This is a genomic window from Paenarthrobacter nitroguajacolicus, from assembly GCF_051027655.1.
Lineage (GTDB): Bacteria > Actinomycetota > Actinomycetes > Actinomycetales > Micrococcaceae > Arthrobacter > Arthrobacter nitroguajacolicus.
In genome coordinates, this window is sequence record NZ_CP073234.1 from 547,958 (window position 1) to 570,865 (window position 22,908).

General features: G+C 62.4%; 23 protein-coding genes. 19 read left to right on the plus strand and 4 right to left on the minus strand.

Translation table 11 applies throughout. The features are described from left to right. Positions 1–107 precede the first annotated feature (107 nt). The 16 genes from chvE to KCX59_RS02895 all read left to right on the plus strand — a co-directional run bounded on the left by chvE (position 108) and on the right by KCX59_RS02895 (position 15,607). Positions 108–1,232 (plus strand): multiple monosaccharide ABC transporter substrate-binding protein, encoded by a 1,125-nt coding sequence (gene chvE / locus KCX59_RS02820; RefSeq protein WP_364307577.1) that lies wholly within the window; start codon positions 108–110, stop codon positions 1,230–1,232. A 126-nt stretch (positions 1,233–1,358) separates the two neighbouring features. Next, positions 1,359–2,888, plus strand: a complete 1,530-nt coding sequence (gene mmsA / locus KCX59_RS02825) for a multiple monosaccharide ABC transporter ATP-binding protein (RefSeq protein ID WP_179017913.1) — start codon at positions 1,359–1,361, stop codon at positions 2,886–2,888. Positions 2,889–2,893: 5 nt separating this feature from the next. Then, positions 2,894–4,177 carry a multiple monosaccharide ABC transporter permease gene (mmsB, locus tag KCX59_RS02830; RefSeq protein ID WP_091465030.1) on the plus strand — a complete coding sequence of 428 codons (1,284 nt, stop codon included), beginning with the start codon at positions 2,894–2,896 and terminating at the stop codon, positions 4,175–4,177. Positions 4,178–4,294: 117 nt separating this feature from the next. After that, positions 4,295–5,278: a LacI family DNA-binding transcriptional regulator gene (locus KCX59_RS02835; protein ID WP_179017912.1), complete on the plus strand. Its 984-nt coding sequence runs from the start codon at positions 4,295–4,297 to the stop codon at positions 5,276–5,278. A 5-nt stretch (positions 5,279–5,283) separates the two neighbouring features. Then, positions 5,284–5,856: an orotate phosphoribosyltransferase gene (gene pyrE / locus KCX59_RS02840; protein ID WP_179017911.1), complete on the plus strand. Its 573-nt coding sequence runs from the start codon at positions 5,284–5,286 to the stop codon at positions 5,854–5,856. Positions 5,857–5,903: 47 nt separating this feature from the next. Beyond that, positions 5,904–7,028: a thioesterase domain-containing protein gene (locus tag KCX59_RS02845; protein WP_178996686.1), complete on the plus strand. Its 1,125-nt coding sequence runs from the start codon at positions 5,904–5,906 to the stop codon at positions 7,026–7,028. Between the two features lie 109 nt (positions 7,029–7,137). Then, positions 7,138–8,112 carry an ABC transporter ATP-binding protein gene (locus tag KCX59_RS02850; protein WP_179017910.1) on the plus strand — a complete coding sequence of 325 codons (975 nt, stop codon included), beginning with the start codon at positions 7,138–7,140 and terminating at the stop codon, positions 8,110–8,112. Further along, entirely contained in the window at positions 8,109–9,023 is a 915-nt protein-coding gene (locus KCX59_RS02855) for an ABC transporter permease (protein WP_091465035.1), read from the plus strand. Before KCX59_RS02850 ends, KCX59_RS02855 begins: the two co-directional genes overlap by 4 nt. A gap of 183 nt (positions 9,024–9,206) precedes the next feature. Further along, positions 9,207–10,316, plus strand: a complete 1,110-nt coding sequence (lxmK, locus tag KCX59_RS02860; protein ID WP_256871486.1) for a class V lanthionine synthetase subunit LxmK — start codon at positions 9,207–9,209, stop codon at positions 10,314–10,316. Continuing rightward, positions 10,313–11,272 (plus strand): T3SS effector HopA1 family protein, encoded by a 960-nt coding sequence (locus KCX59_RS02865; protein ID WP_179017908.1) that lies wholly within the window; start codon positions 10,313–10,315, stop codon positions 11,270–11,272. Before lxmK ends, KCX59_RS02865 begins: the two co-directional genes overlap by 4 nt. A gap of 112 nt (positions 11,273–11,384) precedes the next feature. After that, positions 11,385–11,558 (plus strand): hypothetical protein, encoded by a 174-nt coding sequence (locus KCX59_RS02870; protein WP_166660211.1) that lies wholly within the window; start codon positions 11,385–11,387, stop codon positions 11,556–11,558. Between the two features lie 106 nt (positions 11,559–11,664). Further along, entirely contained in the window at positions 11,665–11,838 is a 174-nt protein-coding gene (locus KCX59_RS02875; protein WP_166660212.1) for a hypothetical protein, read from the plus strand. Between the two features lie 109 nt (positions 11,839–11,947). Beyond that, positions 11,948–12,586, plus strand: coding sequence for a flavoprotein (locus tag KCX59_RS02880; protein WP_256870797.1), 639 nt, complete (start codon positions 11,948–11,950; stop codon positions 12,584–12,586). Further along, the gene (locus tag KCX59_RS02885; RefSeq protein WP_179017907.1) at positions 12,583–13,449 is read left to right on the plus strand and encodes a hypothetical protein; all 867 of its coding nucleotides are present in this window, start codon (positions 12,583–12,585) and stop codon (positions 13,447–13,449) included. Before KCX59_RS02880 ends, KCX59_RS02885 begins: the two co-directional genes overlap by 4 nt. Then, a complete protein-coding gene (locus tag KCX59_RS02890; protein ID WP_179017906.1) occupies positions 13,446–14,699 on the plus strand; it encodes a M16 family metallopeptidase in 1,254 nt (417 codons plus the stop codon). The genes KCX59_RS02885 and KCX59_RS02890 overlap by 4 nt, the downstream gene beginning before the upstream one ends. Further along, entirely contained in the window at positions 14,696–15,607 is a 912-nt protein-coding gene (locus KCX59_RS02895) for a hypothetical protein (protein WP_179017905.1), read from the plus strand. Before KCX59_RS02890 ends, KCX59_RS02895 begins: the two co-directional genes overlap by 4 nt. A gap of 13 nt (positions 15,608–15,620) precedes the next feature. Here KCX59_RS02895 and KCX59_RS02900 read toward each other — a convergent pair whose 3' ends face one another. The 4 genes from KCX59_RS02900 to KCX59_RS02915 are packed head-to-tail and all read right to left on the minus strand — an operon-like array spanning position 15,621 to position 19,147. Then, positions 15,621–16,304, minus strand: a complete 684-nt coding sequence (locus tag KCX59_RS02900; RefSeq protein ID WP_179017904.1) for a response regulator — start codon at positions 16,302–16,304, stop codon at positions 15,621–15,623. Between the two features lie 48 nt (positions 16,305–16,352). Beyond that, the gene (locus KCX59_RS02905) at positions 16,353–17,591 is read right to left on the minus strand and encodes a sensor histidine kinase (RefSeq protein ID WP_178996669.1); all 1,239 of its coding nucleotides are present in this window, start codon (positions 17,589–17,591) and stop codon (positions 16,353–16,355) included. An 11-nt stretch (positions 17,592–17,602) separates the two neighbouring features. After that, positions 17,603–18,316, minus strand: coding sequence for a tyrosine-protein phosphatase (locus tag KCX59_RS02910; protein ID WP_179017903.1), 714 nt, complete (start codon positions 18,314–18,316; stop codon positions 17,603–17,605). 9 nt (positions 18,317–18,325) lie between these two features. After that, positions 18,326–19,147, minus strand: coding sequence for an HAD-IIA family hydrolase (locus KCX59_RS02915; RefSeq protein WP_035761154.1), 822 nt, complete (start codon positions 19,145–19,147; stop codon positions 18,326–18,328). A 118-nt stretch (positions 19,148–19,265) separates the two neighbouring features. Between KCX59_RS02915 and KCX59_RS02920 the strand changes: the two genes are divergently transcribed. From KCX59_RS02920 to KCX59_RS02930, 3 genes are all read left to right on the plus strand, one after another. Then, a complete protein-coding gene (locus KCX59_RS02920) occupies positions 19,266–19,793 on the plus strand; it encodes a PadR family transcriptional regulator (protein WP_178996665.1) in 528 nt (175 codons plus the stop codon). After that, positions 19,790–20,503, plus strand: coding sequence for an ABC transporter ATP-binding protein (locus tag KCX59_RS02925; RefSeq protein ID WP_179017902.1), 714 nt, complete (start codon positions 19,790–19,792; stop codon positions 20,501–20,503). Before KCX59_RS02920 ends, KCX59_RS02925 begins: the two co-directional genes overlap by 4 nt. A 170-nt stretch (positions 20,504–20,673) precedes the next feature. Next, positions 20,674–22,719 carry an FtsX-like permease family protein gene (locus tag KCX59_RS02930; protein WP_256871485.1) on the plus strand — a complete coding sequence of 682 codons (2,046 nt, stop codon included), beginning with the start codon at positions 20,674–20,676 and terminating at the stop codon, positions 22,717–22,719. Positions 22,720–22,908: the final 189 nt, after the last annotated feature.

Here is a 22,908-nt window from a genome sequence, read left to right on the forward strand (position 1 = left end):
ATGTGGCACCCAGCTGGCCGCAGATCACAAATCGCTTCACCGCCGGACGCGCAGATGCTCCGGCCGCATCAGAGTTCGCGGCAATGCTGCCGCGGAAGGAGAGCATCGTGAGATTGAAGAAACTCCTGGGCGCCGTAGCGGTTGTCCTGACCTTGACTGTCGGAGCCACAGGCTGCGGTAGTCGCGGAGGCACTGCCGAGTCCACCAGCAGTGCAAATCCCAGCGATTCACTGGTAGGCATTTCAATGCCGACCCAGACGTCCGAGCGTTGGATCGCAGATGGCGCCAACGTTGAGAAGTCCCTGAAGGACCTTGGCTACAAGACGGACCTCCAGTTCGCCAACGATGACATTCCCACGCAGGTTTCCCAGATTGAGAACATGCTGACGAAGGGTGCCAAGGCGCTCATCATCGCAGCCATCGATGGCACCACGCTGACAGACGTCCTGGCCAAGGCCAAGGAACAGAACGTCAAGGTCATCGCCTACGACCGCCTCATCAACGGCACGCCGAACGTCGACTACTACACCACGTTCGACAACTACACCGTGGGTGTCCAGCAGGCCACTTCCTTGCTGACCGGCCTGGGCCTGGTGGACGCGAGCGGCAACAAGGTTGAGGGCAAGGGCCCGTTCAACGTTGAACTGTTCGCGGGCAGCCCGGACGACAACAACGCCAACTTCTTCTGGACCGGCGCCATGGACACCCTCAAGCCATACCTGGATGCAGGCACCCTGAAGGTTCCCAGCGGCCAGACCAAGTTCGAGCAGGCAGCCATCCTGCGCTGGCAGGCACCCGTAGCCCAGAAGCGCATGGAAGACATCCTGACCTCGGCCTACAGTTCCGGAACCAAGCTGGATGGCGTGCTGTCCCCGTACGACGGCCTGTCCATCGGCATCATTTCGGCACTGAGCAGCACCGGCGGTTACTCCACCGGCAACCTGCCCGTTGTCACCGGCCAGGATGCAGAGAAGGGCTCCGTGAAGTCCATCGTCGCCGGCGAGCAGTACTCCACGATCTTCAAGGACACCCGCCAGCTCGGCTCGCAGGCCGTGAAGATGGTTGACGCTGTCCTCAAGGGAACCGAACCGGAAACCAACGACACCAAGACCTACAACAACAAGGTCAAGGTTGTTCCGGCCTTCCTCCTGAAGTCCGTCATCATCACCAAGGACAACTACAAGAAGGAACTGATCGACTCCGGCTACTACACGGAAGCCGACGTCAAGTAATCACGTCCCCGGTCTGTGGCCCCGAACCCCTGTGTTGCAGTGCGCAGTGCGACGGGGCCACAGCCTCCTCCAGAGCCTCCGAGTCCTCGGCCTGGCCCAGTTTCAACCAGTCAGCGGGAATTGACGATGAACGTACCCATTCTTCAAATGCGAGGAATCACCAAGACCTTCCCCGGGGTAAAAGCCCTGCAGGACGTCACCCTGGACGTTAACCGGGGTGAGGTTCACGCCATCTGTGGCGAGAACGGAGCAGGGAAGTCCACCCTCATGAAGGTGTTGTCCGGCGTCTACGCGCACAACACTTTCGACGGCGACATCCTCTTCGAAAATGAGCCCTGTGAGTTTTCGAGCATCACGGACAGCGAGAAGCGCGGCATCGTGATCATCCACCAGGAGCTGGCCCTCAGCCCGTACCTGTCCATCGCCGAGAACATCTACCTCGGCAACGAGCTTGCCAATAAGGGCTGGGTGGACTGGCGGAAGACCAACCTGGAAGCCGCCAAGCTGCTGGCACGCGTAGGCCTCAGCGAAAACCCGATCACCCCCATTCAGCACATCAGTGTTGGCAAGCAGCAGCTGGTGGAGATCGCCAAGGCGCTGTCCAAAGAGGTGAAGCTCCTCATCCTGGATGAGCCCACGGCGGCGCTGAACGATGAAGACTCGGACCACTTGCTGGACCTCATCCTGCACCTCAAGGGCCAGGGCGTGACCAGCATCATCATCAGCCACAAACTCAACGAGATCCGCAAAGTGGCCGACGCCGTCACCATCATCCGTGATGGGAAATCCATTGAGACCCTGCGCCTGGACCAAGGCCAGATCACCCAGGAACGCATCATCCGGGGCATGGTTGGACGCGACCTCGAAAGCCTCTATCCGGACCGGACCCCCAACATCGGCGAGGAAGTCCTCCGCATCGAAGACTGGACCGTCCAGCACCCGCAGGACCATTCCCGCATGGTGGTGAACAACGCCAGCCTCAATGTCCGCAAGGGCGAAGTAGTAGGCCTTGCAGGGCTCATGGGTGCCGGCAGGACCGAGCTGGCCATGAGCGTATTCGGCCGGACCTACGGGCGGGCGGTATCGGGCAAGGTCTACAAGTATGGCCAGGAAATCGACACGTCCACGGTCTCCGACGCAATTGACCACGGGATTGCGTACGCCACCGAAGACCGCAAGCACTACGGCCTGAACCTTATTGAAGACATCAAGCGGAACATCTCCATGGCAGCACTGAACAAGCTGGCCAAACGAGGCTGGGTGGACGGCAACAAGGAGACCACCGTTGCCAACCACTACCGGAAGAGCATGAACATCAAAGCTCCTTCCGTCGCTGCCATCACCGGCAAGCTCTCGGGTGGAAACCAGCAAAAGGTGGTGCTGAGCAAATGGATGTTTTCGGACCCTGACGTCCTGATCCTGGACGAACCAACCCGCGGCATCGACGTCGGCGCCAAGTTTGAGATTTACACGATCATTGCGGAGCTCGCAGCGGCGGGGAAAGCCGTCATTGTGATCTCCTCTGAGCTTCCGGAGCTCCTGGGCATCTGCGACAGGATCTACACGCTGTCCGCGGGCCACATCACCCGCGAAGTCCCCATCGCCGAAGCCACCCAGGAAACCCTCATGCACTTCATGACTCAAGAGAAGGAATAGCGAACATGTCCGCCCTACGAGAATCCCTTGGCTTCCTCACAAGCCGCCTTCGCCAAGTTGGCATCTTCGTCGCCCTGATCCTGATCGTCATCCTTTTCCAGGTACTGACCGACGGCATCCTGCTCCAGCCGCAGAACGTCACCAACCTGGTGGTCCAGAACAGCTACATCCTGATCCTCGCCATCGGCATGGTGATGGTCATCATCGCCGGGCACATCGACCTCTCCGTTGGCTCCATTGCAGGCTTCATCGGCGCTGTAGCAGGCGTGATGATCGTCCATTGGGGCTGGGCATGGTGGCTCGCCATCCCGGCCTGCCTCCTAGTAGGTGCGCTGGTTGGTGCGTGGCAAGGTTACTGGATTGCCTATGTGGGCATCCCCGCGTTTATCGTCACCCTCGCGGGAATGCTGATCTTCCGTGGCCTGACTCTCATTACCCTCAAGAACCAGCAGATCACCCCGTTCCCTAACGAATTGCGCGCCCTCGGTGGCGGCTTCCTGCCGGACATTTCCGGCGGCACATCCGTCCTGGAGTGGTTGACGGTCATCCTCGGTGTCGGCGGTACAGCTGCCATTTTGTTCCAGGCCATCAAGGAACGCCGGGTGCGCCGCAAGTTCAATCTGGAGAATGAACCGATGGCTTGGTTTGCCGTCAAGAACGGGTTCATCGCAGTGCTGATGCTCATCATCACCTTCCTGCTGGCCAGCTACCGTGGCACCCCGATTGTCCTGATCGTCCTGGCTGTCCTGGTGATCGTGTATTCGGCACTGATGAACAACAGCATCTTCGGCCGGCACACATACGCGATCGGCGGCAACCTCCACGCAGCCGAGCTCTCGGGCATCAAGACCAAAAAGGTCACCTTCCGTCTCTTCGTCAACATGGGTGTCCTCGCGGCCCTGGCTGGCCTGGTCTTCACGGCCCGCCTGAACTCGGCACAACCCGCAGGCGGCACCGGCTTCGAACTCGATTCCATTGCTGCTGCCTTCATCGGCGGCGCTGCAGTTCAAGGCGGCATCGGAACGGTAGCCGGCGCGATGATCGGCGGCCTGATCATGGGCGTCCTTAACAACGGAATGTCCATCCTTGGCTTGGGAACGGATTACCAGCAGCTCATCAAGGGCCTGGTGTTGCTGCTCGCCGTCGGCTTCGACATCTTCAACAAGAACCGCACCGGTTCCGGCGGAGGCTCCTCCATGGGCCGTCGCTTCAAGTGGAAGACCACGCCTCCGGCAACCGAAACGACCACCCCCGCCAAGTCTGAGCCCGTCGTCGTCGACGCGAAATAGTCGCTGATGTCCAGAGGGGGAGTGTCCCGGCCCCGGGCAACGCCCGGGGCCGGGACGGGCACAGCTGCGAGGCCTGACGAAAAGGCCAGGCCTGACGAAAAGGCGAGGCCTCCCGTCATGGGTGACGTGGCAAAAATGGCAGGAGTCTCGCACCAAACCGTTTCCCGCGTACTGAACAATCATCCGAACGTCAGCGGCCAGACCAAGGAACGCGTGGAATCAGCCATTGCGCAGCTTGGGTACCGCCGCAACACCGCCGCCCGCAGCCTGGTCACCCGGCGGTCCCGGACCATCGGCGTGCTTGCCTGTGAGACAGGTCAGTTCGGACCCGCGAACACCCTCCTGGGAGTAGAACAAGCGGGGCGTGAAGCAGGCTACTTCGTTAGCATCGCGAATCTCCGGGAAGTGACCGACGGCAGCGTCAACGATGCGATCGCGCACTTCCGGAACCAGTCCGTGGACGGGATCGTCATCCTGGTTCCGCACCCCGATGTCCTCGCGGTCCTGCGCGATGTTTCCTTTCCCGTGCCGATCGTGGCTGTCGGGGCGGGCACGGGCAACCAGTTGACGGGCGCATCACTGAACCAGCGGCTCGGAGCGCGCCTTGCTGTTGACCACCTGATCGGTTTGGGGCATCGGCGTATCGCCCACATCTCCGGCCCGCCGCACTGGATCGACGCCGCCGAGCGCATCAAGGGATGGCAGGAATCGCTGGCACATGCTGGTTTGGGCGCGGACATCCTGCTCCAAGGCGGCTGGGACGCGGCATCGGGATACCGCGCAGGGCTGGACCTCATCAAACAACACACCGTTACGGCCGTGTTCGTCGCGAACGACCAAATGGCAGTGGGTGTACTCCGGGCCGTCCAGGAAGCCGGCCTGCACGTGCCGGGCGACATCAGCGTGGTGGGCTATGACGACCAACCCGAAGCCGAATTCTTCATGCCACCCCTGACCACCATCAAGCAGGACTTCGAGGAACTCGGCCGCCGTTGCATGGAAGCGGTGCTGCAGCAACTGGATGGCGACGGCGGAATCGGCGATCAGATCGTCAATCCCCGCCTGGTGATCCGCGCCACCACGGCGGCCCCACTAAACTAGGAGCCATGACTTCCACGCCTGATACTGCTGCTGCCCGCGCCCGCCTCCTTGAACTCATCAAAGAACTCGCGGTGGTCCGCGGCAAGGTAATCCTCTCCAGCGGTAAGGAAGCGGACTACTACATCGACCTCCGCCGCGTCACCTTGCACCACGAGGCCTCCAAGCTGGTGGGTCAGGTCATGTTGGCAATGATCGACGACGCCGGCGTGTCAGTTGAGTGCGCCGGCGGGCTCACCATGGGTGCCGACCCTGTAGGTACCGCTGTGATGCACGCCGCTGCCGACGCCGGCCGTGCCGTGGACGCCTTCGTTGTCCGCAAGGCCCAGAAGTCCTACGGCATGGGCCGCCAGGTGGAAGGCCCCTCGGTTGAAGGCCGCAACGTAGTGGTGCTCGAGGATACGTCCACCACCGGCGGGTCCGCACTGACCGCCGTCGAAGGTGTCCGTAAAGCGGGTGGCAACGTTGTGGCAGTGGCCGTGATCGTGGACCGCAACACCGGCGCCAAAGAGAAGATCGAAGCCGAAACCGGCGTGCCGTACCTCTTCGCCTTCGGCAAGGATGAACTGGGCCTCAACTAGGAACTGCGGGGCTGTAAGGCAGTGCCCACGAAGCCTATGCTTGCTGCGTGGACGTTCAAGTAGGGAAGCTCACGGCGCCGCCGGAGGTGAACGAAAACCTCCCCACGCCGGCGACTCCGGAACCGGAACAGGCCGAGGATCCGGGCTCATGGGCCCGGATCCTGCCCTACGCTGCCCGGCTGAAGAAAACGTCCCGCCGCAATTTCCTCATCACCGCCGGAGCCTCGGGAGCGCTCGCCGCGGACATGCTTTTCACCCGGCGCGTACAGGCCGAGCGGCGGGCCACCAAGATCCTCCGCGTTCCGGATCCGTACTCGGACCTGTACTTCCCCAACGCCAGCTGGATCCTCTTTCCGGGCTATAAAACCAGCTGGGAAGAGGCCCAGTGGATACTCAACTCACTGCGTCCTGCCCTTCACCAGCGGGGCCGCCTTGCCGCCGTCGGATATTCAAACCTGGGCCTGGACGTGGACGAAATAGTCCGCGAAATCATCCTGCACGTCCGTGAACTGGAACTGGAGAAGCTGTACTTTTACGGCCACAGCTTCGGCGGAATGCTCGCCACCCAGGTCGCCGCCCGCCTGCTGGAGTTGCACGGCGTCGAGACGCAATTGATCGTCTTGGATTCGAGTCCGTTCAGCCGTGCCGACGTCCTGGACCAGAGCTGGTTCGACGGCGTGGTGTTCCTTTACGAGAATGGCTTCCGAATCCCTTCGGTCCTGCGCGGCGGCTACGAACTGGGGGAGCGGGTGGCGCATAAGGATGAGCGCACCTGGCGCCAGATTCTGGACCAAAGCCTGGAGCAACTATCGCCGATCGCCCCGTCCAGCGTCCTGATACAGACGGAGTCGGCGTACATCTACCACTTTGACGGCCTCCGGCTGGCGGGAAAAATCGGGGGCTCCAAGATGGCCTTCATAGGCAACGCCAGGGACGCCACCGTGGATTATGAGTCTGCGCGTGCGGGGTGGAGCAAAGTCTTCGGAGCCAACATGGCGATGCCCACGCTTAGCACGGAAGGCGCCCGCCCCGCCCATGCCAGCCCGCAGTGGAACGGCAGCATCTACCGGCCGCTGCTTGAACGTGTCCAGGATGAGCTCCAGCCGCTCCCACCCGAGCCCCAGGAGCCGTCATACCAAGAGCCCAACGGTAAGGTCATCCGCCCGGCCTAGGTGAACTTTTGTACAAGTGAGCTCTGTACTCGAGTACAGGGTGGATATCCCCGATCCTCCGTAGCGTCGTTCTTGACAGGAAACAAGAACGAATTTCGAGGAGCGAAGTATGAACGGCCTACAGCTCACGGGCATCAGCCGCAGCTTCGGAGACCGCAGGGTCCTCCACGATGTGGACCTCACGGTCCATCGCGGGGAGATCGTGGGATTCATCGGCGGCAACGGTGCAGGTAAGACCACCACCATGCGCGTGATCCTTGGTCTGCTGACCCCGGACCACGGCGAAGTCACCTGGGAAGCCTTGCCCATCACAGCCAAGGACCGGAGGCGCATCGGGTACATGCCCGAGGAACGAGGCCTCTACCCCCAGATGCCGGTGAGGGACCAGATCATTCACTTCGCCCTGCTGGAAGGGCACCAAGCCGGCGCCGCACGTGAGGTTGCAGACGAACTCATCGTCTCCCTCGGCTTACAAGGCCGTGAGCAGGCTTTGGTCCAGGACCTCTCCTTGGGAAACCAGCAGCGCGTCCAGCTGGCCGTCGCCTTAGTGGGGGACCCGGCACTGTTGGTGCTGGACGAGCCATTCTCGGGGTTGGATCCCATCGCCGTCGAAACCATGTCCCGACTCATCCGGGAGCAGGCGGACCGGGGCGTCGGGGTTCTCTTTTCCTCACACCAACTTGAGCTCGTAGAGCGCCTGTGCGACAAGGTCTGCATTCTCGATCGCGGTCGTGTGACGGCGAGCGGCAGTGTCGTGGAGCTGCAGGACGACGGTAAAAGCCGCTGGCGGCTCGGCTTCTCCCGCACGGCAGATTCGTTCGCCGCTGAAGTCTCGATGGCCCGGGGCGTCAACGTGGAGTTTTCCGCCGCCGACCGCACCACGGTCCTCGTCTCGGTGGACGGCTCAGGACGGGACGTGCCCGGCGAAATCCTTGCAGCAGCGCAACGGCACGGCGGGCTGAAGAGCATTGTGTCCGCACAGAGGTCATTGGCTGACCTGCTTGCCGGCAAGTTCATTTCGTCCGGTCCAGGTATCACCCCGGGGGCGGAGCGCTCCCTCGACAAAGTTGGAGTATCGCAATGAGCGCAACAACATTTGATCGCACAACCCGAAGCGCCGCTCCTTCTTCCGGGAGTGGACTACGTGAGACGCGCCTGATCATACGGCGCGAGATCCTTACCCGGCTGGGGAACCGGACCATACTCACTGCAACAGGACTTCTGGCCCTTTTCGCCGGCGCTGTTGCCGGGATCGGCGGATGGTTCCTTGTGGACTCATTTGGCGGGACCGGGGCAATGAGCTTTGACCCCCGCGCCATCTTCGCCACCGCCATGATCAGCGCATTGCTGGCATCCCTGGTCTACTCGGCATCGAGCTTGACCTCCGGGGTGGTGGAGGAGAAGTCGTCAAGGATCGTGGAGATCCTGCTGACCAAGATCGGCATCGTCCCGCTACTGGCTGGAAAGATGATCGGCATTGGGCTGGTCACCCTTGTCCAACTGCTGGCGATCGGTGGCGCCGCCGTGGTGGGGTTCAGCGTTGTGGGGGGCTGGTCCCTCATCAACGTCGCCGTGGGACCCAGCCTGCTGTGGTTCATCCTCTGGTTCCTCTTGGGCTACGTGATATTCGCAGCTTTGAACACAACTCTCGCTTCGACGGTCTCCCGGCAAGAGGATCTGGGCACAGCGGTCATGCCGCTGTCCGTCCTGCAAATGGTGCTCTTGGTGGTCTCCCTCTACGTCCTGCCCATGAACATGGGGAACCCGTGGCTGGAAGGACTATCCTTCGTGCCGCTGTTCTCCTCCTACCTCATGCCGATGCGCTTCGCACTGGAAGACGTATCCACGTGGGAGATGGTGCTGGCCGCCGGCATATCGGTGGCGGCGATTCCCGCGCTGTTCTGGTTGGCCACCGTAATTTACCGGAACAACGCACTGCGCACCGGCTCACGGGTTTCCCTGCAACAGTCCCTCACCTCCGACGAGATGGCCTAGCCCCAACTCGACACTTAGTCCACGGGCCCGGCTCATCGGGCTCCAGATAGGAAAAACCATGTCTGACAACAAGCGCAACCAGTCACTGGCCACCAAGAAGCTCATCCGCAACATCGCCCTTCTGCTGGTCGGCATCCTGGCCGCCTATGCGGTAACCACCCTGCTGCTCTGATGGAGACCCTCATGATGACCGCCACAGCTCCGCACCCGCAGTCCACCACTCCAGCCGCACGCCACGCAGCCGGTCTGGCGACCACTGTCCTTGCAGGCCACGGCCGAGAAGCAGTGGCAGACATCGCACCGGCCGCTTTCGCCGGACGCAACGGCACGTGGAACATGAGGCTGCGGAGCGGGGAAAAGGTCTTCGTCAAGCACATCTCAGCGCAGGCTTCCGGCCCGATGTCTTTCGGCCGGTCGGTTGCCTTCGCCGCATTTGCCGAGCAGTCCCCGGAATGTGCGCCGGCAACGCCTCAGCTCATCGGCAGCGACGCCAAGAATGGCCTCCTGGTTTTTGAACACTGCCCCGGAACCAGCCTGGCGCAGTTGCTGGTGGAGGAGTCCATGCCGGACACCTTTCCGGAGGAAGCGGGCGCATTGCTCGCCCGGCTCCACGCCGGCCCTACCTTTGGGTTGGAGCGCTCGGCACCTCCAAGCCCACCCGTGGAAATGCTCGCGGTTGGCATTCCGCACACCCGCTACCTTGAGTTCACAGTGGCGGAGATGGCCCTCTGGGCAGAACTGCAGAATGACCGGGAGCTGGTTGCCGCTGCGGGCCGGCTGAGGGCATCGGAGCGGAAGCACCAAGAACGCCCCATCCACGGCGACTTGCGCCTTGATCAGTTCCATCTCCACAACGGGAGCCTGTGTGTCCTTGACTGGGAGGAGTTTGGACTCGGCGATCCTGCCCGGGACCTTGGAATGCTTGCAGGTGAGTGGATCTACAGGGCGGTCCTGGACACTGTGACTACCCGCGGAGGGGCCTCCGCACCCCCAGCCAGGTTCGACGACGAAAGCGCGTCGGCACGCATCGCCGAACGGATGGCTGCCATTGTTCCGTCAATCCGCCGGATGTGGACCTCCTATGCCGATCATGCCAATTACGAAGATCCGGATCTGCCGGTTCGCGCTACTGCCCACTTGGGATGGCATCTCGTGGACAGAACCATCACCAGGGCTCCCATGGTGTCCCGGCTCCCCGGCATCGAACGGGCAGCCGCGGGCGTTGGGCGGGAGGCACTGCTTTCGCCCGGCCACTACGTCAGCGCCCTCGGTTTCGAAAGGACACCTCGATGACCGTCACACTCAACGCTCCAACACCGACTTCATTCGGACAGGTGTTGGCGTCCCTGGAAGACAGGGTTTCCGTTGACGCCCATCGGCTCACCGCCGGAATAGGCTCCACCACACTTCGTGCCACCAGCCACACCGAGCTGCGCTCGCAGGTGGCCGGGGCGATCTACACGCACCTCCATATCGGGCACCCGGGCATCGGGACCGTGCCAGGCACCGGCCACCAGGACCTTGCTGCGGCACTTATTGATGCCATTCCGCACCGCACCGTTATCCAGTCGGCGTCGGCGAGGACGCAGGCAGGGACGTCCGTCCAAGGCATTCCGCACCAGGCGGTGGAGCTCTCCGGAGTGAAGGTCCTCTTTCCCGAAGAGGCCCTGGTACGCAACCCTCTGGACGAAATCGTCGGGGTACGTGTTCCCAGTTGGCGAAGCCGCGCCACCCCCGGATTCCTTCTTGCGCTCGGGGCCCACGGTGCGGTGAACCATGCGGACGCATCAAGGCTGTACATATCCTGCGTGACGGCATCTGAGGCGCTTGAAGTGTGGCCGAAAGTTCTTGGAGCCCTTGCCGCCAGCGGGCTTAGCCACCAGGTAAAGACCCTTTCGTCATCCCTCGCTTTCCCACGCAGTGACGCAATGGTCATTTACGTGTCAGCCATCGATTCAGACGCCGCGGCTTCCCTTGTTCGCACTGCCTTTTCATCCTTGTCCGCGCACGACACGCCTGTCTCGGTTTTCACCCATCACGTGGGAGACCGCCTGGCACTTGCCATGGAACCAAGGGATCCTCGTCCGGCGTACCGGGGACTCAGCTTCGGACAGCACCGCTCAAGGGTACTGGCGGACGCACTCCTCCGTGCATCCGTGGAAAAAACCGACCTCGAACCCGCTTGGTTTGAAGAAGCGCAAACGGCCTGCATCAACCCTCACCGGCCTGGATACAACACGGGCCAGTGACGACTCCGGGCAGTGGACTACCGCCGCCCGGGCACCCAAAGACCTCCCATGAGGAACCCAGAAAAGAAAACCCTTCCCACTCAGATGGGAAGCAAACCAAACAGGAGACACCATGTCCAACGCAATCGTTAACTTCCACCAGGCCGACCTGACCGATCTTGCACGCGCCCACAGCACCTTCGCGGCTGCTGACGAGCTCGGCGGCGACGCTGCCACCGAGGCTCCCGCAACCTCGCCGCTGTGCATCGGCATCATCGTTGGCGCCACACTCGGTGCCGGCTGCTAACCCGCCCAGGGCGGCATCCCAACCAAACGGCATTACAACCACAAGCAACATTCATTAGCACCCCGGACGCACCCACCACGTGGTGCCATCAAAAGGAGACACCATCATGACGAACACCATCACTGACATCCCGCAGGCCGACCTCACCGACTTGGCCCGGGCGCACAGCACCTTTACGGCTGCTGACGAGCTCGGCGGCGACGCAGCCACCGACGCGCCGGCCACCTCGCCGTTCTGTGCAGGGGTGATCATCGGCGCAACCCTGACCATGGGCTGCTAGGCAGGCCTGAACACGGGGAAGGCGCCAGCGAGGTGGTGGAAACATCATCACGCTGGCGCCTCCTGACCCTTTTCTGTCCGACCCACCCTCCTGAATGCTGAGACCTGCCATGACCTCCACTGACAGCAGTCCCCGTCCGATATGGGCGGACCTCACCCTCGAAGCCTTCGGATACTCCAAGGTTGCCCTGATTCTCACAGGCTCGGCAGTCACCCAAGTAATGCCCTTCTGGATTGAATGGGCTGTTTCCGCAGCACCGGAAACAGAGTTCAAGGTGATCATGCGGGACTCCGCGCAGCGTTTTATCACCCGTCACAGCATTGAGTCCCGGCTGAAATCCCGTGTACAGGCCGATAGCTGGGGGGAAGAGCTCATTGCTGCGCACATCGATTTGGCAGAGTGGGCGGACCTCATCCTGGTCTATCCGGCAACCCTGGACTATTCATCGCGCTTGGCTCATGGCATCGCTGATTCGCCCTCGTTGCTGGCAGCAATGACTACGGAGGCCCAGGTCTGCATCGCTCCGGCCTTGCCGCCGCGAGCCTTGGCGAACCCGATTGTTGCCGAGACCCTCAGGAAACTGCGTATGCCGGAGAACTTCCTGGTTATTGACCCCGTCCCTGGCCCCAGCGAGTCCAGCGACGTCGCCTTGGCCTGGGTGCCGCCGTCGTTCCCTGCCGTGATGCGCCGGCTGGAAGAAGAACGGCTCCTGCGTGCGGGGATGACCAAAGACGCGGCTACGGTATGAGCGCCGCGATGGATTCCCGGCAGAAGGCCGTCATCCGCTCGACCCGGACGGATCTGCTGTCCACGGGTGTCTACGAGGTCGGAGGGGCCTATGAATGGGTGCATAGCCTCGGAGTCGGAGCGCCGATTCCCTTTTCTTCCCTGCCGGTCAGCATCGATTCTGTCCCCGGTACTGACCTCCTGGTAGTAGGTGTCGGGGGTGATCGCCACCGTTCTTACTCGACGCCGGCCGGGTCCACGGTCTTCGACCTCATCACGGCAGGAGAGCCCGCAAATCTCAAGGCAGCAGGGCGGCTATGGGGAACTGCTTTGAGCTGTCTCCATGAAAATGCGTCCCTCATCGGCGACTTTCCTGAAAGCACGCCACGAACCGTCCAGCGCGCGGAGCCCTGGCTGGGAGGGACATGGGCGCCGGCGCGCGAAGTCCTGGGCGAAATCGGCCTGTTGGAGATCCGTCGTTGGATCAAGTCCATGCTTTCCAGCCCTGACCAAGTGGTGGTTCACGGATATCCCGGGATGGCCCACTGGGTGGTGACCCCCGATGGCGCCGCCGGCTCGCTTCTCACCGGTGAGGACCTCGGGCTTGCCCACCCCGGCTATGACATCGCCTGGGTGCTCGGAGAGATGGCGGAACTGCACGCCTTCCACCCTGCGCTCCGGCCAGCCCTCGACGAAATGCGCAACGGCTTCCTGGAAACATGCGGGGCAGCTCCCGGACAGTCCGGGATTGGCCCGGCACTGGCCTTCAGGATCGCCCAGCATGCCTACGACTGGCACCACTACGCCGGCGCAGGCGAAGCCCAAGCGAAGGCACTGCTGCGCCTCGCTGGCTCGTACTTGGACACCACCATGGAGGTGCGATGACTACCCCTTCCGTTCTCGGCACACTGGACGGCCGAGCTGTGTACGGCATGCGATCGGACACCGGGACAAGGCTGATCGCCATCCACGATCCTTCCGCCCGCATCATTTCCATGAGCCTCGGGGTGCCGGCAGGAATGCGCCATGAAATGCCGGGAGAGGAAGGCATGCTGCACCTCCTCGAACACATGGTCTACCAGGACAGCGAAAACGTCACGGCATCCGAACGGCAGGTTTCCGTTCACAAGGCCGGGGGAGTCCTCGGCGGTAACACGCACATGGACTATTCCGAGTTTTACGAAACCGGTCCCAGTGGACACCTCGAACAGATCTCCAATCGCCTGGTTGAGCAGGTGTTCCGTCCCGCGCTGACTCAACACCAGATAACTGAACAGATAGGTGCCGTTACGACAGAACGGGCTCAACGTCTGGCTCAAGCTCCGGGGGGAGTCTTGCCTTGGCCGCACCTGACTGCACGCTATTGGGCGGACCACCCCAACGGTCACGACGGCACTGGCGATAGTGACCTCGCAGCCCGGGTTACCCGTGAAAAGCTACGAGCTCTTCATCGCCGCCTTTACCGTCCCTCGGAAGCGGTTTTGACGGCGGTGACATCGGAGGATCCCTTGGAAGCGCTCCGGTTGCTGGCCGCGCCGTTCTCCGGAATTTCAGACGAGGCGCCCTTGGTTCCCGTGCTCCAAAACTCCGTCCGCAGGGGTGGGTCGACGTCCACGATCTACTCCATCGAGATCGAATCCACACGCGTACTCTCCGCTACAGCGACAGCGATTGGGGATTCGGCAGGTCCGGAGCTCCTCGGCGACCTTGTGGCAGCTGAGCTGCTCTCCCAACAGGATGGTCTTGACGCCAGCGTTGGCTTGTTCGGGCCAGGGGACCTGACCCGGGACGACCTGTTTGTCTTGGTCGATGACACCGGACAGGCCATTGATCCTCCCGAAAGATTCCGGGCGTTGGCTATTGCTGATGATGCAGCCATCATGCTTGCGGCCCGTCGCGCAGTACTCCGGATGGAAAGGTTCACCCACGATGACCAACGGCTCGCGCGGACCGTCACACGTGACGTGCTCCTGAGGGGGACCCCGACGTTCGCCGCTGAACTGGCGGAGTCCCTCGCCGAAATATCCGACGACGCCGCGCGGCTAAGGCCCATAGTCACCGTCGCGGCACGGCGTCTCGCCGATCAGGACTCCGTGACACTGACCGTCCAGCCCTCCGAGGAGATTCTCCAATGATCACCACCCGCCGGTACTTTGGCCAGGTTGACCGGCGTTCCCGCTTCACCACCGTGTCGATGGGCTGGCGGACTGCTTCCGACGGCGTCCCGCGCCTGCGTGATGCCGTTACCCGGGCCGGGGAACAGAGCGGGCCAGCCAAGCAGCCGGTTTCCGTGACATGGACGCCCGGTGACGGCGCCGTGGTGATGACGGCGACACTGCCGGAGGTTGCTGCACGGAGCTGGATTGAAGATGTCATGAACACCGAGCAGTTGGGAATATTTGGCGACCCCGTGCTCGCTGTTGTGGGTACTGCCAGCGTCCTGGAAGATCTTGAAGGCCGCCTGTCGGAACGCAAGGGAGCAGTGTCTCCCCCTCCTCAGCAAGCGTTCCGGAGCACCATGAAGCAGACCACGGCACAAGGATTCGAGCAGACATTCATCATCGGTCAGGACCCGGCCGCGAACGTCGGGTTCGCCGCAACTTTCCTGGCCATTTGCCTGATCGCCGGAGGACCGGGAACCCTGCTGCCCGACGCCATTCAAAAGTCCGGGTACCAAGCAATCCTTCAAGCCGGCCGGGGGCTGCAGGGCGCTACGGCAACGGTGACGTGGCAAGTCATCGCGTCCCGGCCCAACGGGTCGGCCGTTCTGGAAACGGCGCTATCAACAGTGGCTGGATTCAGTGTTGCGGAGCACTTGGAAGCTGTGGAGCAGGCCAGGGAATTTGCCCGCACAAATCTAAATCGCGCGTGGCAGTCCCCGCTTGAATTGGCCCGTTCCCTTGCCCATTACGAGGTGATGGGATGGGGTGGCGAGCTCGTCCGCAATCCGGATACCGCCGTCGACCATGTGGCCCCAGCTGCCATTGAGCAAGCCGTCGAAGGCTTGGTTCGGCCCATTAAGGAGATCCTGGGCCGCAGCTAGCTTGTCCGGGTCCTCACGAACCCAGCCCTGTCCGCGAACCGGGGCTAAGGTCCACGAGCCCTCCTTCGACGGCGGCCACAAGGATCTGCACCCGATCCCTCACACCGAGTTTCTCCATGACGTTCACGAACCGCGCCTTGATGGTGGACTCTGTCACGAAGAGCTCTGCAGCCATCTCCCGGTTGCTCATTCCACGTCCCAGCAACTGGATCACCTCCAGCTCCTTCTTGGTCAACGCGCCCACGAGCTTCGGGTCCGGAACGACTTGGGCCGGGACGGACTCCGCCAGCCCTGTCACAACATGCCGTGTCACTTTGGAGGATAGTACGGACTCACCGGCCATCACAGTGTGGATGGCGGCAGTGATCTCCTTGGGCAGCGTGTCCTTGACCAGGTAACCTGACGCTCCAGCACGCAATAGGTCTACCACGTAGCGATCCGTCGAGAAGGTGCTCAACCCCAGGATGGCGATTTCCGGGAAGTCTGCATGGATTTGGGCCGTTGCAGCCACACCGTCCATCACCGGCATCTGCATATCCATCAGGATCACATCCGGGCGGAGCGAAGCTGCCTGGACCACCGCCACGCGCCCATCCGACGCCTCACCTACGACCTCGATGGACGGGTCCGACGAGAGGTAATCACGCAGGATCTCCCGCGCCAACAGCTCATCATCCACCAACAACACTCGCGTCATACTGATCCCCCAATGTCAGTCACGGAGCCAATCCTCCCATAAATACGATCACGAATTGGCGGACGCCAAGCCTTCCAGCGGGATGGACACCGCGGTGGTCCAGCGCCCGTCCCTGAGGCCGACGTCCATGAATCCTCCGAACACTTCACAGCGGGCACTCATTGCCTCAAGCCCGGTCCGGGAAGACATGATCGGCTCCGCGGTGGAGACCGTGTTCTCCGATGCCAGTTGCACGCGATCGGCCCCTACAGACAAGCGCAGATCCACTATCCCGGACGGGTCGGCGTGTTTGAGCACGTTCGTCCCCATTTCCCGTACCGTCCGGCGAAGCGCCTGGCGCAGGCTGGCCGGAATCCGGGCTACTTCGCCCTCGACGACGAGGCTGACCTGGAAGCCTGCCCGATCCAATGCTTCGACCACTCCGTCGAGGTCATGGACCAAGCCCACGGCGGTGGTGGTTTCACCGGACATCGCTGGAGCATCCAGGAAATCAGTGTCCTGCCCTTCGCGGTCCGGTGTCTGCGAACCGCTTCCCGGCTCGTCCCTTTCCTCTTCCTTGAGAAGGGTCACAAGACTGCGCAGATCCTGCAGGGTCTGCTGCGCTGCATTTCCAATGCCCTCCAGGATTTGGGATGTCTTTGCCTGGTCGTTCACGAACTCAGCGCGTCGCGCTTGCATGGCAATGATGGTCACGTCGTGGGCAACGATGTCGTGAAGCTCATGGGCCAGACGGGTCCTTTCCTCACTGCGGACTTGCGCCTGTTGCTCCTGCAAATCACGGATGTGGTGTGTGCTTTGTTCGTAGCGATGCCGGTAGACGTTGACGCTGCGCCATGCTGCGGCCGCAAGGAAGACCACCAGGGCCAGCAGAACTGCCGGTTGGTCGGCCATCTCAGGCGTTGATATGTACAGTCCCAGCAAGACGCTGGGCACGAACAACGAAAAATTGATGGCCAGCTTCCACGGAAGAAGGAAGGAACAGAAAGCCACCACCACCATGGTGGGGAAGATCATCGCCACCAGGAGGGAAGCGTCTCCGCCCAGGATCGTGATGACCGCCAGGGAGAGGCACCAGGCAACAGCCGCTTGCATGGCACCGAGCAGTAGCGCGAGAAGCGGCAGGTACGGGACTACCAGCTCCAGCCATCCCTGAAACGACGAAAGATCGTGTTGTTGCCAGCGAATCCCCAACGCCAAGAAAAGCAAGGTTGCCAGAACGATGGCCGAGCGAAGAACCCACCCTCCGGGCAGGGGTTTGACGTCCGCGAGCCAGTTCGTCCTACTCATTCACCCAAGTATTACAGAGCCAGCGATTCAACCTCGACGGCGGTGAGGCCCGCCTCGCGCAGAAAGCTCCGCACGTCGCCGAACTCCTGCGCGAACCCGGCCAGGAAATGCCGCATCGCAGCTTCGGGGCTCTGCAGGATCATGAGGTCGGGGCTGAAATACTCCGCCGGTGTTGAGGGGACGCTCAGGCGCCAGGTTTCTGCCATGACTTCCAGGACGTCCGGCAGGTTGGCTGTGGTGGCCGCATAATCCGCCACCACCTGGTCCTCGGTCCCTCCTGCTGCCAGGAGTCCGATCGCCGACACCACACCTGTTCGGTCCTTGCCCAGCGAACAGTGAACAAGCGTGCGCTTGCCGCGGGCGACCGGTCGCAGGGCGTCACCCACCCATTCGGGCCGCAGCCGGATCCAGCCCAGATACAGATCCCCGAGGTCTTCGGCCGTTTCCACGGCCTGGAGCGACCCTGCGATGGCGTTCGGGTCCAACGGGTTATGGATGAGTTCGACGGCGGGCGGGACGACGGCGGCAGGCCCGCCACCGCCGTCGTTGTCGTCCTGAACCAGCCACGGAACCAACGAACGCTCAAGCTCGCTCCGCAGGTCCACAATTGCCTGGATGCCGTGCTCCGCCAGGAAACCCGACGTTGCAGCGGCATCCAAACCGAAGGGCTGGCTTCCTCTGAGTATCCGGCCGCCGGGCAAGGGACGCAGATTAAGCACAGCCATGGTTTTCCCTTAGATCTGGCTCTTGAGGTCGGCCACCGAGTTCAGGATCTGGTTGGGCCGGAACGGGAAGGACACGATTTCTTCGCGCTGCGTGATGCCGCTGAGTACCAGGACCGTGTGCAGGCCCGCTTCCATGCCGGCCACGATGTCCGTGTCCATGCGGTCGCCGATCATTGCCGTGGTCTCGGAGTGGGCGTCGATCTGGTTCATGGCGGAGCGGAACATCATGGGGTTTGGCTTGCCCACAATGTACGGCTCGCGGCCCGTGGCTTTGGTGATCATGGCCGCGATGGCACCGGTCGCGGGCATGGGGCCGTCCTTGGAGGGACCGGTGGCGTCCGGGTTGGTGGCGATGAAGCGGGCGCCCGCCAGGATGTGGCGGACGGCCATGGTGATCGCCTCGAAAGAATAAGTACGCGTCTCGCCGAGCACCACGAAGTCGGGGTCGGTGTCCGTGAGGATGAACCCGGCCTCGTGCAGCGCAGTTGTGAGTCCGGCTTCGCCGATCGTGTAGGCACGGTTGCCCGAATCAGAGGACTGGACCTGGTCCTTGAGGAACTGGGCGGTGGCCAACGCGGACGTCCAGATGTTCTCTTCGGGGACTTCCAGGCCGGATGCGCGCAGGCGGGCAGCGAGGTCGCGGGGAGTGAAGATGGAGTTATTGGTCAGGACCAGGAAGCGCTTGGACGTGTCCACCCAGCGCTGGATCAGCTCAGCCGCACCGGGGATCGCCTGGTTTTCGTGAACCAGTACGCCGTCCATGTCCGTGAGCCAGCATTCGATTTCGTGGCCGTTCCGGTAAACCGATGTGGATGTGGTTTCTTCTGCCATATTTGCCTCCGGCTGGGATTGTTCATGCACTGCCACCCAGTCTTTCATTATTCGGGCGGGGGGACATCCTGTTTCGCCTACTGGCGTAGCACTATAAACTCAGTGTATAGATGGACGAGTGAACAACTCACTCACCCTTCTGGGTCTCCTGAATCTTGAGGCCAGCTATGGCTACGACCTCAAGCACTCGTATGACCGCTACTTCGGCGCCGGCAAGGCGTTGGCGTTCGGGCAGGTGTACTCGACGCTGGCCCGAATGGTCCGCGACGAGTTGATCCGCGCCTTGGGGGAGGAAACCGGCGGTGGCCCGGACCGCAAGAAATACGAGATCACTGTTGCCGGTAAGGCCAAGGTTCGCGAGTGGCTGTTCACCCCCGACGTTCCCTCAGAGTCCCTGCAAAGCAACCTCTTCGCCAAGACAGTCATCGCTTTGCTCCTCGACGACGACGCTGAGCGTCTTCTCGATGTACAGCGCAGCGAACACATGGCCCGCATGCGTGAACTGACCCGGATGAAGAGAGACGCCGGGCTGCTGCACGTCCTCATGTGCGATCACGGACTGTTCCACATCGAAGCTGACCTCCGCTGGATCGACCTCACCAGCGCACGCCTCACCCAACTCAAGAAGGAGCTGCAGAGCGCATGATCACCAACCACGCTGCAACACCCATCATCAGCGCCCGCGGCCTGCACCACTCCTTCGGCCGGACGGAGGCACTGAGGGGTGTCGATCTCGATGTCCTGGCAGGCGAGGTGCTCGCCGTCATGGGGCCATCAGGCTCAGGAAAATCCACTCTGTTGCACTGCCTGGCCGGAGTCATTAAGCCCGACGGCGGTTCGGTAACCTACCACCCGGGCGGACGAACTCCTGTGGCAATCAGTGCCCTGCCGGAACCGAAAAGGGCGCGGCTGCGGCTGACTGATTTCGGGTTCGTTTTTCAGTTCGGCCAGCTGCTACCGGAGCTCTCAGCAGTGGACAACGTGAGCATTCCGCTCCTGTTGCACGGGGCCAGGCGTCCCGAGGCACTCCGCAAATCTGCGGATCTCCTGGAACGGCTGGGCTTGGACGGTCTCGGTTCCAAGTTGCCCGGGGAGCTCTCAGGCGGCCAGGCCCAACGCGTCGCGGTCGCCCGGGCATTGGTTACCTCGCCTGCCGTGTTGTTCGCGGATGAGCCCACGGGCGCGCTCGATTCCCTCGCATCGGAGAACGTGCTGACACTGATGCTCGATCTCGTCCGTGACTCCGGAACAACGGTGGTGATGATCACCCATGATGCCCGAACCGCCGCGTATGCCGATCGGGAAGTCATCGTCCGGGATGGCGCCATGGGTGCCGGATACCGGGTATCCGCGTGAATGCGGGACTGTTTCGCCTCGCAGTAATCGGCAGTCGCTCCGCCTATGGCCGGCTTGCCGGAATTGCTGGAGGTGTCGCCGTCGGGGTTTGTCTATTGCTGTTGCTGTGGGGTGGTGCCAACGGGCTGCAAGGGCGTGACGACCGTGGCGCCTGGCTACGGGAACAGGGGATGCCCGCTTTTTCGGACGCTCCGGATGGCTCAGGGCTCGCCAAACCCATTCCGTTGACGCCGGAAACAGCGCTCATGAAAACTCGAGGCACGGAAATCTTCCGCGACCAGCTCATTGAACGCCGTGACTTTGCCGCCCTTCCCTCGGCCAACGTGAAAATTCCCGGTGTTGGCACCCCTCCGGAACCTGGTAGCTACTTTGCTTCGCCGGAGCTACAGCGCTTGATCGAGTCAACGCCCGGAGATCAACTGGGGAATCGTTTCGGTGAGTTTGCCGGCACGATCAGTGACTCTGCCCTGCCGGGTCCGGACTCGTTGGTGGTCATCACCGGCGCAGAGGAAGCCGAACTCCGCGGCAGCGGAACCGCTTCCCTCGTGTCGAATTTCACCAGCAACCCCTATGGAGGCAGCGCGGCCGGCTACACCACGGTCCTGATCATCGGCGCTATTGCGGTGTTCTTCCCGGTTCTGCTGTTGATCAGCATTGTCACGGGATTGGGTGCTGCGCAGCGACGGGAACGATTTGCTACCTTGCGGCTCATTGGTGCGTCGCCACGCACGGTCTCGCACATTGCCGCCGTCGAAATTGCCATCCCCAGCCTGATCGGCGCAATGGCAGGCGTGCTGGCAGCAGCGTTGCTGAGCCCCGCTACCGCGCAGATACCGGTCAACGGGACGCGAATGTTCGTCGAGGACCTTCGGACCGGATGGTTCGGGGCAGTCACGGTGGTGGCCGTCGTGGTGGCAGCCTCCGCGCTGGTGGCCGCAGTCCGGACAGCCCGGGCGGACGTCGGACCACTGGGCGTGAGCAGGGTGGTCCACGAGAAGAGACCAACAGCATGGCGCACCGTGCCGTTGTTGTTAGGGCTCGCCTGCATGGCTGCGGCAGTGGTCCTCATTCGCATCCTGGAATTTCGGCTGCCATGGCTTGAGTCTCCCTTGCTGGTGGGTGGCTTCCTGATGGTTCTCGCAGGCATCGTGGCGATCGGCCCTTGGTTGACCCGGATGGTGAGCCGCGCTGGAGCCCGTCACGCCAGGAGCGCCGCGACGGTCATTGCCGCCAGCCGCATCCAAAGGACCCCGGTTGCGACCTTCCGCTCCGTCTCGGGATTGATCATCGCGGTGTTCGTGGTCTCCGTCTTCGCTGGAGCATCAAGCGTCATCCAGTCCACCGATGCGCCGGCGGCCCGGCCCGGACTTCTTCAGCCCACCAGCCTGCACGCTGCAATTGGTCCGGGACAGAGCCCGGCGGCCGTTCTCGGAGCCGCCACGGCTGCCAAGGAACTGGCGGGCATTCGGAATGCCATCGTTGGCTATGGCCCCGCTGCGCTGTCCGAAAGGGGTTCCGGTTCCGAGCTGTTCTTCAGTGCCGCGGATGCCCCGGGCTTGGGATTTACGGACATTCCCGCATCAGAGACTGTTGCCGTGGATGGAGAGTTTCTGTACTTCTGGACAGCGCAGCCACTGGAACTGACGCCGGTGCCGAGTGGGAACATGGAAGGGCTGGTGCCGGTAGTCATGGTGCTCGGCACCGACGGTACGCCCGAAGCCATGGATCGCGCCCGGACCGCCTTGGACAGCTCGGGCATCACTGCCACCCCAGCCGCCTCCACTTCGGATTTCCAGCTCCAATCATCCCGCCGCCTCATCCACGGATTGTCAGTTCTGGCATATCTCGGCATGTTTGTGGCTGTCGCCATTGCCGGGCTTTCACTCGCGGTCGGGACGGCTTCGGCCATCCTGGACCGGCAAAGAGTCCTGGGCTTAATGCGGCTCATGGGCATGCCACCCTTCGTCCTGCGCCGGGTCATCACCCGGGAAGCAGCTGTCCCGCTCCTCAGCGTGTTGGTGCTCTCCATAGGGTTGGGATTCCTCACGGCCTGGCTCATGGTTACCGCAATCGACGACAGCTATCAGGTGGACTGGCCGGAACCCGGATACTTTACTGCCCTGGGCTTGAGCCTCGTACTGGCCTGCTGTGCCGTAGTGGCAACCTTCGGCCTTGTCCGGGGAAGTACGGCCATGACCGTCACGCGGTTTGAATAAGGCAGCAAACCCCACCTGTTCGACGACGTGACTTGCGTTGCGCACGTCGTGCTCGACTACGCTTGTGGCGGCGCTGGCTTCCAGGCGCTGGCGTGCCACCACCGTGGGTCGGGGGATCGACATGGTGAATTTTTAGGTGCCGCCGCATTGTTAGCAGGTCCCCTCGTTCCGGATCGTCCACCAGGTGTC

Excerpts from the sequence above, each read along its gene's own strand:
- KCX59_RS02855 (WP_091465035.1), top strand. The coding sequence starts at position 8,109 with ATGAGCGCAACAACATTTGATCGCACAACCCGAAGCGCCGCTCCTTCT.
- KCX59_RS02930 (WP_256871485.1), top strand. The coding sequence starts at position 20,674 with ATGCCCGCTTTTTCGGACGCTCCGGATGGCTCAGGGCTCGCCAAACCC.
- KCX59_RS02900 (WP_179017904.1), bottom strand. The coding sequence starts at position 16,304 with ATGACGCGAGTGTTGTTGGTGGATGATGAGCTGTTGGCGCGGGAGATC.
- lxmK (WP_256871486.1), top strand. The coding sequence starts at position 9,207 with ATGATGACCGCCACAGCTCCGCACCCGCAGTCCACCACTCCAGCCGCA.
- KCX59_RS02850 (WP_179017910.1), top strand. The coding sequence starts at position 7,138 with ATGAACGGCCTACAGCTCACGGGCATCAGCCGCAGCTTCGGAGACCGC.
- KCX59_RS02915 (WP_035761154.1), bottom strand. The coding sequence starts at position 19,147 with ATGGCAGAAGAAACCACATCCACATCGGTTTACCGGAACGGCCACGAA.
- mmsA (WP_179017913.1), top strand. The coding sequence starts at position 1,359 with ATGAACGTACCCATTCTTCAAATGCGAGGAATCACCAAGACCTTCCCC.
- KCX59_RS02910 (WP_179017903.1), bottom strand. The coding sequence starts at position 18,316 with ATGGCTGTGCTTAATCTGCGTCCCTTGCCCGGCGGCCGGATACTCAGA.
- KCX59_RS02880 (WP_256870797.1), top strand. The coding sequence starts at position 11,948 with ATGACCTCCACTGACAGCAGTCCCCGTCCGATATGGGCGGACCTCACC.
- KCX59_RS02875 (WP_166660212.1), top strand. The coding sequence starts at position 11,665 with ATGACGAACACCATCACTGACATCCCGCAGGCCGACCTCACCGACTTG.
- KCX59_RS02870 (WP_166660211.1), top strand. The coding sequence starts at position 11,385 with ATGTCCAACGCAATCGTTAACTTCCACCAGGCCGACCTGACCGATCTT.
- pyrE (WP_179017911.1), top strand. The coding sequence starts at position 5,284 with ATGACTTCCACGCCTGATACTGCTGCTGCCCGCGCCCGCCTCCTTGAA.
- KCX59_RS02905 (WP_178996669.1), bottom strand. The coding sequence starts at position 17,591 with ATGAGTAGGACGAACTGGCTCGCGGACGTCAAACCCCTGCCCGGAGGG.
- KCX59_RS02925 (WP_179017902.1), top strand. The coding sequence starts at position 19,790 with ATGATCACCAACCACGCTGCAACACCCATCATCAGCGCCCGCGGCCTG.
- mmsB (WP_091465030.1), top strand. The coding sequence starts at position 2,894 with ATGTCCGCCCTACGAGAATCCCTTGGCTTCCTCACAAGCCGCCTTCGC.
- KCX59_RS02895 (WP_179017905.1), top strand. The coding sequence starts at position 14,696 with ATGATCACCACCCGCCGGTACTTTGGCCAGGTTGACCGGCGTTCCCGC.
- KCX59_RS02890 (WP_179017906.1), top strand. The coding sequence starts at position 13,446 with ATGACTACCCCTTCCGTTCTCGGCACACTGGACGGCCGAGCTGTGTAC.
- KCX59_RS02835 (WP_179017912.1), top strand. The coding sequence starts at position 4,295 with ATGGGTGACGTGGCAAAAATGGCAGGAGTCTCGCACCAAACCGTTTCC.
- KCX59_RS02865 (WP_179017908.1), top strand. The coding sequence starts at position 10,313 with ATGACCGTCACACTCAACGCTCCAACACCGACTTCATTCGGACAGGTG.
- KCX59_RS02885 (WP_179017907.1), top strand. The coding sequence starts at position 12,583 with ATGAGCGCCGCGATGGATTCCCGGCAGAAGGCCGTCATCCGCTCGACC.